The following is a 13,824-nucleotide window of genomic DNA, read 5'->3' on the forward strand; positions in this document are numbered from 1 at the left end:
CCTATCAGCATCCGAGACTTACGGACGATTTATGTTTTTCCACATTAGATACCAGACTTGACAGCTTCGCAAATGGCTCGCCAGCAAAAAAACTGCTTATAATGTGATCAGCTTTTCCCTTTTTACCGCACCATCCGCTTAACTCTTTCTTTTCTCTGGAAATCCAAGACCTTCCGATGCGCCTGCTGAAGTTTCTGTGGTGGACTTGCGTCACCATTATTTGTGGAGTGCTGCTCAGTTTCAGCGGCGCCTATCTGTACCTCAGCCCGAACCTCCCTTCCGTGGAGGCCTTGCGCAACGTGCGATTGCAGATGCCGCTGCGGGTGTACAGTGCTGATAACAAATTGATAGCAGAGTTTGGCGAGATGCGCCGAACGCCGATTCGATTTGCTGAAATCCCCCCGGATTTCACCCACGCACTGTTATCGGCTGAAGATGACAATTTCGCCAACCATTATGGCGTGGACGTCAAAAGCCTGATGCGTGCTGCCGCGCAATTATTGAAGACTGGGCACATCCAGACCGGCGGCAGCACCATCACCATGCAGGTCGCGAAGAACTACTTCCTCACCAACGAGCGCAGTTTCTCCCGCAAGATCAACGAGATATTGCTCGCCCTGCAGATCGAACGTTCGCTCACCAAGGACGAGATCCTCGAGCTCTACGTGAACAAGATCTACCTGGGCAACCGCGCCTACGGCGTCGAGGCCGCGGCCCAGGTCTACTACGGCAAGTCCATCAAGGACTTGAGCCTGGCCCAGATGGCGATGATCGCCGGCCTGCCCAAGGCGCCTTCGCGCTACAACCCACTGGCGAATGCCGCGCGCAGCCTGGAACGTCGCAATTGGATCCTCGAGCGCATGCTCAAGCTCGGCTTCATCGACCAGCAACGCTACCAGGCAGCCATCCAGGAACCGGTCGGCGCTTCCTACCACGTCCAGACTCCGGAACTGGCTGCCCCCTACATCGCCGAGATGGCCCGCGCCGAGCTGGTCGGCCGCTTTGGCGGCGACGCCTATACCGAAGGCTATCGCGTCTACACCACCGTACGCAGCGATCTGCAGGAAGACGCCAATACCGCCCTGCGCGAAGGCCTGCAGGATTACGACCAGCGCCACGGCTACCGCGGCCCCGAAACCCGCCTGCCTGGCAAGACCCGCGACGCCTGGCGCCAGGCTATCGCACAGCAGCGCCCGCTGGGCGGCCTGGAACCGGCCATCGTTGTCCAGGTCGAGAAAAGCGGTGCCATGGTCATGACCCGCGACGGCAAGGAAGAGGCCCTGAGCTGGGACGGCATGAAGTGGGCCCGCCCGTACCTGAGCAACAACAGCATGGGCCGCATGCCCAGCCAGCCCAGCGATGTGGTGCAAGCCGGCGATGTAATTCGCGTGCAACGCAAGGACGACGGCTCGCTGCGCCTGACCCAGGTACCTGCCGCTCAGAGCGCCCTGGTGTCGCTGAACCCGCAGGACGGCGCGATCATGGCGCTGGTCGGTGGCTTCTCCTTCGAACAGAGCAACTACAACCGCGCCACCCAGGCCCGTCGCCAGCCCGGCTCTAGCTTCAAGCCGTTCATCTACAGCTGCGCACTGGACAACGGCTTCACTGCCGCCTCGCTGATCAACGATGCACCGGTGGTGTTCTACGACGAGTACCTGGACAAGGTCTGGCGCCCGAAGAACGACACCAATACTTTCCTCGGCCCGATTCCCATGCGTGAAGCGCTCTACAAGTCGCGCAACATGGTCTCGATCCGCATTCTCCAAGCCCTGGGCGTCAATCGCGCGCGCGACTGCATCAGCAAGTTCGGCCTGAACAAGGAGGACCTGCCGCCCAACCTGTCCATGGCCCTGGGAACCGCGACCCTGACCCCGATGGAGATCGCCAGCGCCTGGACCGTCTTCGCCAATGGCGGGTTCAAGGTTTCACCCTATATCGTCCAGCGCATCGAAAGCCGCGACGGCCAGGTGCTTTACCAGGCCAACCCACCCAGCATTCCCCACGACGGGGAGCAGGTACAGGCACAGCCGCAACCGGCCGCTACCGACGCCTTCGGCAATGACGACCCGAGCCAAGCCAGGACCACGATCGAACCGGCGGCAGCCGAACGCGTCCTCGACGCCCGTACCGCGTACATCATGACCAGCATGCTGCAGGACGTGATCAAGCGCGGCACCGGCCGCCGCGCGCTGGCGCTCAAGCGCGACGATCTGGCAGGCAAGACCGGCACCACCAACGAGTCGAAGGATGCCTGGTTCTCCGGCTTCAACGCCGATTTCATGACCACCGTGTGGGTGGGCTTCGATCAGCCGGAAAGCCTTGGCCGCGCCGAGTACGGCGGTAACGTGGCCCTGCCGATCTGGATGCGCTACATGGGCGCGGCGCTCAAGGACAAGCCTTCGCATCTGCTGCCCGAGCCGCCCGGCATGGTCAGCCTGCGCATCGACCCTTACACCGGACGCGCGGCACCACCGGGCACACCAGGAGCGTACTTCGAGCTATTCAAGAACGAGGATACCCCGCCATCAACGAGAGAGCTGGCTCCGGGAGGGAGCGCCCCCCAAAGCGGTATGCCGGCGGATGAAGAAGCACCGATAGACCTGTTCTGACAGAAAGGCCCCTCCCAGGAGGGGCCTTCTCATTTTCGGGAATCATTCCCGACAAAATCATGGCATTTAGCCAAAGCATTGATTAATCTGGGCTTTGCGGCGGTGAACAACCCCAGGCGACCGACCCCATCCGGCACGTCAGGGGCTTCCCGCAGCAACTTCATCAGGAGATTCGAATGCCGCGCCCTCTGACTGGCTGGCTGTTCTGCCTGATCGTCCTTCTGCTCGGCGCGCCCCTGTTGCGCCTGCTCGCACAGCCACGCTCACTCGAGCCGGCGCCTGACCTCGTCTACCTCGACCAGGCGTTCACCGTGCTGATTGCCAGCGCCGGCCTGGCCGGGCTGTTCATCGCCTTCCTGCTGCGCCTCGCAGGGCGAGTTCTGGTGGCACTGCTACTGCTCGTGCCGGCCATCATCCTTTGCGCGTGGCACCTGACCCACACCCATCTCGGCCCGGTTTCGCCCACAACGGAGCAATATGAGTGGCTGCTGGCGGGTCTGGCGGTCTATGCACTGATATTGGCGGGCATCCATTGGCTGAACCAGGGCGAGCGCGGCCCGCGCAAAGCGCTGCGTTACCTGGGCCTCGCCTTGCTGCTGCCGTGGTGCCTGGGGCTGTTCTACCTCGGGCGCCTCTACTACTGAGGCAAGTCGCGCCAGGTCAGGTAGACGCGCAGGTCGAACTCCAGCTGGTGATAACCGGGCAGCATGTGCTCGCAGAGCTGGTAGAAGGACTTGCTGTGATCGCGCTCCTTCAGGTGCGCCAACTCGTGGACGACGATCATCTGCAGGAACTCGGGAGCTGCCTCCTTGAACAACGAGGCAACACGGATCTCCTTCTTCGCCTTGAGCTTGCCGCCCTGCACTCGCGAGATCGCCGTATTCAGGCCAAGCGCCCGCTGCACCACGTCCAGCTTGTTGTCGTAGAGCACCTTGTCCACCGCGGGCGCAGTGCGCATGTACTGCTGCTTGAGGTCCATGGCATAGCTGTACAGCGCCTTGTCGCTCTGCACGTCGTGGCGACCGGGGTAGCGGCGCTCCAGATACTCGCCGAGGCGGTCCTGCTCGATGAGCTGGCGCACCTGGTCCTGGAGCTGTGGCGGATAGGCCTGGAGATAGCGAAGCGGCTGCATGGGAAACGACTGGCGGAGAAAACGTCCGCCAGTCTACCGCATTCGCCGTTCAGGCCAACGCGCGGGTGCTGTAGGCCTCGGTGCGGTATGGGAAGGCAATTTCGCTGCGCCCTTTCAGCGCCGGGTGCGTGGCGATCAGCTCGTGCAGCTGATCGGCGACACGCTGCTTCTGCTCGTCAGGCAGCGCCGCGATGAAGCTCACCGAGAGGGTGCGTGCGACTATGACCTGCTCCGGCGGGCCGAGGTGCTGGTAGCTGAACTCGCGCAACCGCAGTTCCTCGAAGCGCGACCCGGCAAAGGCGCGGCGCCATTGCCCGGTGTGGAAGCGCGGCGTGCTGCCTTCGTAGCGCTCGAGAATCCGCGTCACCTGGGCCACCCAATCGACCCGCTCGTCGCGCACGTTCCAGACCAGGCCAAGATGGCCGCCCGGCCGCAGGACGCGATGGATTTCCTCCAGCGCCCGCGCGTCGGCGAACCAGTGGAAGGCCTGTGCGCAAGTCAGTGCATCGATGCTCTCTGCCGCCAGAGGTATCGCCTGTGCCGTGCCATTCAGCGCCTTCACGGCAGGCAGCGCCGCACTGAGCTGCTCCCGCATCGCTGCCACCGGCTCGATGGCAGTGACCTGCGCCCCCGTGCGCAGCAGTAGCGTGGTGAACTTCCCGGTGCCTGCGCCAAGATCGACAACGCTCCTGCCCGCGCCGATCTCCAGCTCTTCGCCGAGCCAGCCGAGCAGCTCGTCGGGATAATCCGGACGCCCGTGGGCGTAGGTCTTAGCTTCGCGGGAGAACCCCTCCCGCGCACTGCCGTGTACATCCGTCATCGTGCCTCCAGAGCCCGTCCGGCCGGAGCACCAGCGCTCAGCGGAACCGGCAGGCTTTTCCGTCCAGATAACTACGGTAGCAGCTGAGCAGGCGCGATTCCTTGATAAGGCAGCGCTTCTGCCGGCATTCGCTGGAGAACTCGAAGCGACCGCCATCCGGATCGGCCAACTGGATGCGGATCGCCGGCCAGCCCTTCTTCGGCGCCTTTTCCGGGGTACTGAGCACGCGGTTTTCATTTTCCACCAGCGCGGCGCCCGCTTCGGCATAGTCGAAGACGAACAGCAGGGTGCGCGAGGTCTTCAGCGTGCACTCCTGGTGCGTCAGGCAGTTCTGCGCATCCACGGGCAGATCCACGGGCGGCTTGGGCGCTGGCGCGGGGGGCTGTGCCGGGGACAGCGAACAACCCGCGAGAAGCGCCAGCAGCAAGACGGAAAACAAGGCGCGCAACATCGGCGATTTCCTTCTGGCGGATACGAAAGAGCCCCGCAGGGCGGGGCTCTTCAACTCTTCAACTCTTCAGAAACAGAGCGAGAGCGGGAACCGGGCTCGAGATCAGTTGACCTTCGACACCAGCTCACCCTTGGCGTAACGCTGGAACATGCCTTCCAGGGAGATCGGCTTGATCTTCGAGGCATGGCCGGCGGTGCCGAAGGCTTCGTAGCGGGCGATGCAGATATCACGCATGGCGACGATGGTCTTGGCGAAGAACTTGCGCGGGTCGAACTCGCTCGGCTGCTCGGCCATCATGCGGCGGATGGCGCCGGTGGAAGCCAGGCGCAGGTCGGTGTCGATGTTGACCTTGCGCACACCGTGCTTGATACCTTCGACGATTTCCTCGACCGGCACCCCGTAGGTTTCCTTGATGTCGCCGCCGAACTCGTTGATCACCTTCAGCCACTCTTGCGGCACCGAGGAGGAGCCGTGCATCACCAGGTGGGTGTTGGGGATGCGCTTGTGGATTTCCTTGATGCGCTCGATGGAAAGCACGTCGCCGGTCGGCGGCTTGGTGAACTTGTAGGCGCCGTGGCTGGTGCCGATGGCGATGGCCAGGGCGTCGACCTGGGTCTTCTTGACGAAGTCCGCAGCCTCTTCCGGGTCGGTCAGCAACTGGCTGTGATCCAGCACGCCTTCGGCGCCAACGCCGTCTTCTTCGCCGGCCATGCCGGTTTCCAGGGAGCCCAGGCAGCCCAGCTCACCTTCCACGGACACGCCGCAGGCATGGGCGAAGGCAACGGTCTGCTGGGTCACGCGGACGTTGTACTCGTAGTCGGCCGGGGTCTTGCCGTCTTCCTTCAGCGAGCCGTCCATCATCACCGAGCTGAAGCCCAGCTGGATGGAACGCTGGCAGACGTCGGGGCTGGTGCCGTGGTCCTGGTGCATGCACACCGGGATGTGCGGGAATTCTTCAATGGCCGCGAGAATCAGGTGGCGCAGGAAAGGCGCACCGGCGTATTTGCGGGCACCGGCGGAGGCCTGCACGATCACCGGAGAATCGGTCTTGTCGGCCGCTTCCATGATGGCGCGCATCTGCTCCAGGTTATTGACGTTGAAAGCCGGAACGCCGTAGCCGAACTCGGCGGCGTGGTCCAGCATTTGGCGCATGCTGATGAGTGCCATGGTCTTCGCTTCTCCCAGAAGTCAGGCTCGGTTACACGAGCCCCTTAACTACATGTTTGGAAGCCTGCCGCAGGGACAGGCCGTGTTCAAGCCTTCCGGCGCACGCCGGACAATCGGCGCTCAGGGCGCCTTGCAACCACGGCCGATCAGGTCGTTGCTCTCGACCCAGTAGACCAGACCCTGGTCGCCTTTGATGCTCAAGCCGATCAGCCCGTCGCTATAGAAAGCGCCGGAACCGCCGGGTTCCTCTTCCAGGTGATGGACCACGTCGTCCTCACCCAGCTTCAGGTCGACCACCGACTTGCTGGGATCGACGTAGCGCCACTGCACCTCGGCCTTGCTGTCGCAGACCCAGTGGTTCCAGCCACTACCCGAAGCCGCCTTGCCGCCGGACGAATGGCTCGAGCAGCCCGCCACCAGCAATAGGGCCAGGGCCGGGACGATATAACGCAGCATCGGGCGACTCTCCTTCGGACGGACGCGCCGCCGGATATCCAATGCGCCAGATTGCCCGTCCCGCCGCAGGAACGCCAGTGCCGCCTACGCCAGGGCGCGGGCGGCACTGCCAGTTCGTGAACCCGACCGCCGGACGAGGCCTCAGGGGCAGTTCACCGGCTTCTGGTCAGGGGTCGGATCGCCGCTGCTCTGGCTTTCCACCCGCTCGCGGTTCTGGTCCGAAGGCACCATGACCGGGGGCGGGCTCATCACTTCACAGGTACTGGGCGTTCCGCCGCCACCGGCGCATCCCACCAGAACCAGGCAAAACGACAACAGAGGGGTGACAACTCGCATGACCATTCTCCTTGGCATCCATACAAGGCTTGTGACCCGAGGATGCCGCGGAGGTTTGCTTTACTGTCGCCCGGCAACGCCCCAGGTCAGGCCTTGGCGCGCTGTTCCAGCACTTCGACGGCCGGCAGGACCTTGCCCTCGACGAACTCAAGGAAGGCGCCACCACCGGTGGAAATGTAGGAAATCTGCTCGCCGATGCCGTACTTGTCGATGGCAGCCAGGGTGTCGCCACCGCCGGCGATGCTGAAGGCGGAACCTTCGGCGATGGCCTTGGCCAGGGTCTTGGTGCCTTCGCCGAACTGGTCGAACTCGAACACGCCGACCGGACCATTCCAGAGGATGGTCCTGGAAGTCTTCAGCAACTCGGCGAACTGGGCCGCCGTCTTCGGACCGATATCCAGGATCATGTCATCGTCGGCCACGTCAGCAATGTCCTTGACGGTAGCAACGGCAGTCTCGGCGAATTCCTTGGCAACCACCACGTCCACCGGCAGCGGTACGCTGACCTTGGCGGCAATGGCCTTGGCGGTATCGACCAGGTCGGCCTCGTACAGGGACTTGCCGACCTTGTGGCCTGCCGCGGCAAGGAAGGTGTTGGCGATACCGCCACCGACGATCAACTGGTCACAGATCTGCGCCAGGCTGTTCAGCACGTCGAGCTTGGTCGACACCTTGGAGCCGGCGACGATGGCCGCCATCGGGCGCGCTGGATTACCCAGCGCCTTGCCCAGGGCTTCCAGTTCGGCGGCCAGCAGCGGGCCAGCGGCAGCGACCTTGGCGAACTTGGCTACACCGTGGGTGGAACCCTCGGCGCGGTGGGCGGTGCCGAAGGCGTCCATGACGAACACGTCGCACAGGGCGGCGTATTGCTGGGCCAGCTCGTCGGCGTTCTTCTTCTCGCCCTTGTTGAAGCGCACGTTCTCGAACAGCACGACTTCACCCGGCTTCACCTCGACGCCGCCCAGGTAATCCCTGACCAGCGGCACGGTGCGGCCCAGGGCCTTGGACAGGTAGTCGGCGACCGGCTGCAGGCTGTTCTCTTCGGAGAATTCACCTTCGGTCGGGCGGCCCAGGTGCGAGCAGACCATTACCGCCGCGCCCTTCTCCAGGGCCAGCTTGATGGTCGGCAGCGAGGCCAGGATACGCGCGTCGCTCTTGACCACACCGTCCTTCACCGGAACGTTGAGGTCTTCGCGGATCAGTACGCGCTTACCTTGGAGGTCGAGGTCGGTCATCTTCAACACGGTCATGACAGTCAGTCCTGTAGGGGCTGTTTGATTAACGTTCAGTAGCGGCGACGTGCAGGAAGTGCCCTGCGGTGTCGAGCATGCGGTTGGCGAACCCCCACTCGTTGTCGAACCAGGCCAGCACGTTCACCAGGCGAGGGCCGGAAACGCGAGTCTGGCTGCCATCGACGATGGCCGAGTGCGGGTCATGATTGAAATCGCAGCTGGCGTGGGGCAGCTCGGTGTACGCCAGCAGGCCTTTCAGCGGGCCTTCGGCGGCAGCCTGGCGCAGCACGCGGTTGATCTCCTCGGCGGACGTATCGCGGGAGACCTGCAGGGTGATGTCCAGGGCCGAGACGTTCACCGTCGGCACCCGAATGGCTTTGGCCTGGATTCGCCCGGCGAGTTCCGGCAGCAGGCGCTCAATGCCGCGCGCCAGCCCCGTGGACACCGGGATCACCGACTGGAAGGCCGAACGCGTGCGGCGCAGATCTTCGTGGTGGTAGGCGTCGATCACCGGCTGGTCGTTCATCGCCGAGTGGATGGTGGTGATCGAGACGTACTCGATGCCCACGGCCTCGTTCAGCAGCTTGAGCAGCGGCACGCTGCAGTTGGTGGTGCAGGAGGCGTTGGACACCAGCGTCTCGGCGCCGGAGAGCTCTTGCTGGTTGATACCGAAGACCACGGTGGCGTCGATATCCGCCTCGCTGGCCATCGGCTGCGAGAAAAGCACCCGCGACGCACCCGCGGTGAGGAAGCGCTCGCCATCGGCGCGGGTGTTGTAGACGCCGGAGCATTCCAGCACCAGGTCGATGTCCAGGGCGCGCCAGTCGATCGCCTCGGGTTCGGCTTCGCGGAACACCTTCACGCAGTCGCCGCCTACATGCAGGCAGCCGTCGGCCACGCTCACCTCGCCGGGGAAGCGGCCGTGGGTGGAGTCAAAGCGGGTCAGGTATTCCAGGCTGGCCAGGTCCGCCAGGTCGTTCAGCGCGACGATGGAGAAACCGGCCTTGGCGCCGCGTTCGTGCAGGGCACGGAACACGCAGCGGCCAATACGGCCGTAGCCGTTGAGGGCAACTCGGTAAGGGCGCTTGGACATTGTTATCCCTTGGTGATCGCTGCCGGGGCGTAACGCACCCCGGCAGGCTCAGGCGCTCGTCAGGCTTCGAGCAGCTCGGCGGCGACTTCCAGCACGTTCTCGACGGTGAAGCCGAAGTGTTCGAACAGCGCCGGGGCCGGGGCCGACTCACCGAAGGTGGTCATGCCGATCACGCGGCCTTCCAGGCCCACATACTTGTACCAATAGTCGGCGTGGGCCGCTTCGATGGCAATGCGCGCACCGACCTGTACCGGCAGCACGGCCTGCTTGTAGCCGGCGTCCTGCTGGTCGAAGACGCTGGTGGACGGCATGGAGACCACGCGCACCTTGCGGCCTTCGGCGCTGAGCTTGTCGAACGCCTGCACGGCCAGCCCGACTTCGGAGCCGGTGGCGATCAGGATCAGTTCCGGCTCGCCGTCGCAGTCTTTCAGCACGTAGGCGCCACGGGCCACATCGGCCAGTTGGGCGGCGTCGCGCGGCTGGTGCGGCAGGTTCTGGCGGCTGAAGATCAGTGCGGACGGGCCGTCAGCGCGCTCGATGGCGTACTTCCAGGCCACCGCGGATTCCACGGCATCGGCCGGGCGCCAGGTGTCCAGGTTCGGGGTCAGGCGCAGGCTGGCCAGTTGCTCGATCGGCTGGTGGGTCGGGCCGTCTTCGCCCAGACCGATGGAGTCGTGGGTGAACACGTACAGCACGCGCTGCTTCATCAGGGCGGACATGCGCACCGCGTTGCGGGCGTATTCCATGAAGATCAGGAAGGTTGCGCCGTAGGGGATGAAGCCGCCGTGCAGGGCCACGCCGTTCATGATGGCGCTCATGCCGAACTCGCGCACGCCGTAGAACAGGTAGTTGCCGTTGGCATCGTCGGCGCTCACACCCTTACAGCCCTTCCACAGGGTCAGGTTGGAACCGGCGAGGTCGGCGGAGCCGCCCAGCAGTTCCGGCAGCAGCGGGCCGAAGGCGTTCAGGGCGTTCTGGCTGGCCTTGCGGCTGGCGATGGTCTCACCCTTCAGGGCGACGTCGGCGACGTAGGCAGCAGCCTTCTCGGCGAAGTCGGCGGGCAGCTCACCGGCCACACGGCGCTCGAACTCGGCGGCCAGTTCCGGGTGCGCGGCCTGGTAGGCAGCGAAGCGCTTGTTCCACTCGGCTTCGCGGGTGGCGCCGCTGTCCTTGGCGCTCCACTCGGCGTAGATGTCCGCCGGGATTTCGAACGGGCCGTGGTTCCAGCCCAGCGCAGCGCGGGTGGCGGCCACTTCGTCGACGCCCAGGGCGGCGCCGTGGCTTTCTTCCTTGCCCTGCTTGTTGGGCGAACCGAAGCCGATGATGGTCTTGCAGCAGATCAGGGTCGGCGCGTCGCTCTTGCGGGCGGTGTCGATGGCGGTCTTGATCTCGTCGGCGTCATGCCCGTCGACGTTGCGGATCACCTGCCAGCCGTAGGCTTCGAAGCGTTTCGGGGTGTCGTCGGTGAACCAGCCGTGGACTTCGCCATCGATGGAGATGCCGTTGTCGTCGTAGAAGGCGATCAGCTTGTTCAGGCGCAGGGTGCCGGCCAGCGAGGCGACTTCATGGGAGATGCCCTCCATCATGCAGCCGTCGCCCAGGAAGGCGTAGGTGTAGTGGTCGACGATGCTGTGGCCGTCGCGGTTGAACTGCGCAGCCAGTACTTTTTCGGCCAGCGCCATGCCCACGGCATTGGCGATGCCCTGGCCCAGCGGGCCGGTGGTGGTCTCGACGCCAGCGGTATAGCCGTACTCCGGGTGGCCCGGGGTACGCGAGTGCATCTGGCGGAAGTTCTTCAGGTCATCGACGGTGACGTCGTAGCCGGTGAGGTGCAGCAGCGAGTAGATCAGCATCGAGCCGTGGCCGTTGGACAGCACGAAGCGGTCGCGGTCGGCCCACTGCGGGTTGCTCGGGTTGTGCTTGAGGTAGTCGCGCCAGAGGACTTCGGCGATATCCGCCATGCCCATGGGGGCGCCAGGATGGCCGCTGTTGGCTTTCTGCACGGCATCCATGCTGAGTGCGCGGATGGCGTTGGCTCGCTCACGACGGCTGGGCATCGCTGAATCTCCTGCGGGGGCTGCTTCGAAAGATCGAAGGGAATGAAAAAAGGCCGGTATTTTCGCCCAGCCGGGCCCTGTGGGGCAATGACAGATCGGCAGATGCCTGACACAGGGCACCGGTTTATCGCCGTGGGCTGATCAAAAACCACTCATCCGGCAATATCAAAACTTTTTGATACAGCCCTTGCCGACCCCGAAGGCCATGACTAGACTGCGCAACCCATGAGTCTGCGCCTGCCCGAAATCCGCCACGACGATTGCGACCAGTTGGCTGCCCTGTGCAAGGCCGGCGGCGACCCGCTGCGGCTGAACGTGCTGCGGGTGCTGGCCAACGATTCGTTCGGCGTACTGGAACTGGCGCATATCTTCGGCGTACGTCAGTCGGGCATGAGCCATCACCTGAAGGTGCTGGCCCAGGCCGGCCTGGTCGCTACCCGTCGCGAAGGCAACGCGATCTTCTATCGCCGCGCCCTGCCCCAGGGTGAAAGCCTGGGCGGCACGCTGCACGGGGCGCTGCTCGAAGAAGTGGACGAACTGGCGCTGGCCGATGACGTCAGCGCCCGGGTCGACGGCGTACACGCCCAACGTGCCGCCGTGAGCCGCGACTACTTCGCCCGTAGTGCGGAGAAGTTCCAGGCGACCCAGGACCTGATCGCAGGACTGCCGCAATACCGCGAAAGCGTACTGGCGCTGCTCGATGCACTGAGCTTCGCCGCCGGCGCCACGGCGCTGGAAGTCGGCCCCGGCGACGGCGGGTTTCTCCCCGAGCTGGCCCGGCGTTTCGATCAGGTCACGGCGCTGGACAACAGCGAGACCATGCTTGCAATGGCGCGGCAACGTTGCGCCAGCGATGGATTGAACAACGTCCGGCTGCGGCTGGGCGACGCCCTGCAGGACGTCGACGACGCGGCGGACTGTGTGGTGCTGAACATGGTGCTGCATCACTTCGCCGCACCGGCGGAGGCCATGAAGCAGCTGGCACGCCTGGTGAAACCCGGTGGCAGCCTGCTGGTGACCGAACTCTGCAGCCACGACCAGAGCTGGGCCCGCGAGGCCTGTGGCGATCTCTGGCTGGGGTTCGAACAGGAAGACCTGGCCCGCTGGGCCGACGCCGCCGGGCTCGCGTCCGGCGAAAGTGTGTACATCGGTTTACGCAATGGCTTTCAGATCCAGGTGCGGCACTTCGCCAAACCGGATTCGCGAAGCGTCCTCACCCACCGGTAAATGATAGGAACCGTTAGATGAGCGAATACTCAGTTTTCACCTCCGAATCCGTCTCCGAAGGCCATCCGGACAAGATCGCGGACCAGATTTCCGATGCGGTGCTCGACGCCATCATCGCCAAGGACAAATACGCCCGCGTGGCCTGCGAAACCCTGGTGAAGACCGGTGTCGCGATCATCGCCGGTGAAGTCACCACTTCCGCCTGGGTCGACCTGGAAGAGCTGGTGCGCAAGGTCATCATCGACATCGGTTACAACAGCTCCGAAGTCGGCTTCGACGGCGCCACCTGCGGCGTGCTGAACATCATCGGCAAGCAGTCGGTGGACATCAACCAGGGCGTCGACCGCGCCAAGCCGGAAGACCAGGGCGCTGGCGACCAGGGCCTGATGTTCGGCTATGCCAGCAACGAAACCGACGTGCTGATGCCCGCGCCGATCTGCTTCTCCCACCGCCTGGTGGAGCGCCAGGCCGAGGCCCGCAAATCCGGCCTGCTGCCGTGGCTGCGCCCGGATGCCAAGTCCCAGGTCACCTGCCGCTACGAAGGCGGCAAGGTCGTCGGTATCGACGCCATCGTGCTGTCCACCCAGCACAACCCGGAAGTCAGCTACAAGGACCTGCGCGAAGGCGTGATGGAGCTGATCATCAAGCAGGTGCTGCCGGCCGAACTGCTGCACAAGGACACCCAGTTCCACATCAACCCGACCGGTAACTTCGTCATCGGTGGCCCGGTGGGCGACTGCGGCCTGACCGGCCGCAAGATCATCGTCGACTCCTACGGCGGCATGGCCCGTCACGGCGGCGGCGCGTTCTCCGGCAAGGACCCGTCCAAGGTCGACCGTTCCGCCGCCTACGCCGGCCGCTACGTGGCCAAGAACATCGTCGCCGCCGGCCTGGCCGAGCGTTGCGAGATCCAGGTGTCCTACGCCATCGGCGTGGCCCAGCCGACCTCCATCTCGATCAACACCTTCGGCACCGGCAAGATCAGCGATGACAAGATCATCCAACTGGTCCGCGAGCACTTCGACCTGCGTCCGTACGCGATCACCAAGATGCTCGACCTGCTGCACCCGATGTACCAGCCGACCGCAGCCTACGGCCACTTCGGTCGCAACCCGTTCGAAATGACCTACGACGGTGACACCTTCACCGCCTTCACCTGGGAGCGCACCGACAAGGCTGCCGCCCTGCGTGATGCCGCCGGCCTGTAAGGCCCGGTAGCAGGAAAAAGCCCCGCCTCGGCGGGG

General features: G+C 64.4%; 13 protein-coding genes. 4 read left to right on the forward strand and 9 right to left on the reverse strand.

Annotated features, from left to right (window positions below; all coding sequences use genetic code 11):
• Positions 1 to 176 precede the first annotated feature (176 nt).
• Positions 177 to 2,609 carry a penicillin-binding protein 1A gene (locus LDJ84_RS27380; protein ID WP_065327925.1) on the forward strand — a complete coding sequence of 811 codons (2,433 nt, stop codon included), beginning with the start codon at positions 177 to 179 and terminating at the stop codon, positions 2,607 to 2,609.
• Between the two features lie 176 nt (positions 2,610 to 2,785).
• Entirely contained in the window at positions 2,786 to 3,253 is a 468-nt protein-coding gene (locus LDJ84_RS27385) for a hypothetical protein (RefSeq protein ID WP_065327926.1), read from the forward strand.
• On the opposite strand, the gene LDJ84_RS27390 is transcribed toward LDJ84_RS27385, so the two are convergent.
• From LDJ84_RS27390 to tkt, 9 genes are all read right to left on the reverse strand, one after another.
• Positions 3,247 to 3,741 carry a YgjP-like metallopeptidase domain-containing protein gene (locus LDJ84_RS27390; protein ID WP_054911084.1) on the reverse strand — a complete coding sequence of 165 codons (495 nt, stop codon included), beginning with the start codon at positions 3,739 to 3,741 and terminating at the stop codon, positions 3,247 to 3,249. The genes LDJ84_RS27385 and LDJ84_RS27390 overlap by 7 nt on opposite strands.
• Before the next feature lie 49 nt (positions 3,742 to 3,790).
• Positions 3,791 to 4,561, reverse strand: coding sequence for a class I SAM-dependent methyltransferase (locus LDJ84_RS27395; RefSeq protein WP_065327927.1), 771 nt, complete (start codon positions 4,559 to 4,561; stop codon positions 3,791 to 3,793).
• Between the two features lie 37 nt (positions 4,562 to 4,598).
• Entirely contained in the window at positions 4,599 to 5,012 is a 414-nt protein-coding gene (locus tag LDJ84_RS27400; protein ID WP_065327928.1) for a hypothetical protein, read from the reverse strand.
• Positions 5,013 to 5,114: 102 nt separating this feature from the next.
• Positions 5,115 to 6,179, reverse strand: a complete 1,065-nt coding sequence (gene fba, locus LDJ84_RS27405; protein ID WP_024764154.1) for a class II fructose-bisphosphate aldolase — start codon at positions 6,177 to 6,179, stop codon at positions 5,115 to 5,117.
• Positions 6,180 to 6,299: 120 nt separating this feature from the next.
• Entirely contained in the window at positions 6,300 to 6,635 is a 336-nt protein-coding gene (locus tag LDJ84_RS27410; protein WP_065327929.1) for an MliC family protein, read from the reverse strand.
• A 141-nt stretch (positions 6,636 to 6,776) separates the two neighbouring features.
• Complete coding sequence (locus tag LDJ84_RS27415) at positions 6,777 to 6,971, reverse strand: hypothetical protein (protein ID WP_169887129.1); 195 nt, start codon at positions 6,969 to 6,971, stop codon at positions 6,777 to 6,779.
• A gap of 86 nt (positions 6,972 to 7,057) precedes the next feature.
• Positions 7,058 to 8,221, reverse strand: coding sequence for a phosphoglycerate kinase (locus LDJ84_RS27420; protein ID WP_169887128.1), 1,164 nt, complete (start codon positions 8,219 to 8,221; stop codon positions 7,058 to 7,060).
• Positions 8,222 to 8,249: 28 nt separating this feature from the next.
• Entirely contained in the window at positions 8,250 to 9,296 is a 1,047-nt protein-coding gene (gene epd / locus LDJ84_RS27425) for an erythrose-4-phosphate dehydrogenase (protein ID WP_024764158.1), read from the reverse strand.
• Between the two features lie 59 nt (positions 9,297 to 9,355).
• Entirely contained in the window at positions 9,356 to 11,353 is a 1,998-nt protein-coding gene (gene tkt, locus LDJ84_RS27430) for a transketolase (protein WP_169887127.1), read from the reverse strand.
• Between the two features lie 225 nt (positions 11,354 to 11,578).
• Between tkt and LDJ84_RS27435 the strand changes: the two genes are divergently transcribed.
• Both LDJ84_RS27435 and metK read left to right on the forward strand, forming a co-directional pair.
• Positions 11,579 to 12,580 carry an ArsR/SmtB family transcription factor gene (locus tag LDJ84_RS27435; RefSeq protein WP_024764160.1) on the forward strand — a complete coding sequence of 334 codons (1,002 nt, stop codon included), beginning with the start codon at positions 11,579 to 11,581 and terminating at the stop codon, positions 12,578 to 12,580.
• A gap of 17 nt (positions 12,581 to 12,597) precedes the next feature.
• Positions 12,598 to 13,788, forward strand: a complete 1,191-nt coding sequence (gene metK, locus LDJ84_RS27440) for a methionine adenosyltransferase (protein ID WP_024764161.1) — start codon at positions 12,598 to 12,600, stop codon at positions 13,786 to 13,788.
• Positions 13,789 to 13,824: the final 36 nt, after the last annotated feature.

It is taken from the genome of Pseudomonas sp. HS-18 (assembly GCF_020401845.1).
Taxonomy (GTDB): domain Bacteria; phylum Pseudomonadota; class Gammaproteobacteria; order Pseudomonadales; family Pseudomonadaceae; genus Pseudomonas; species Pseudomonas nitroreducens.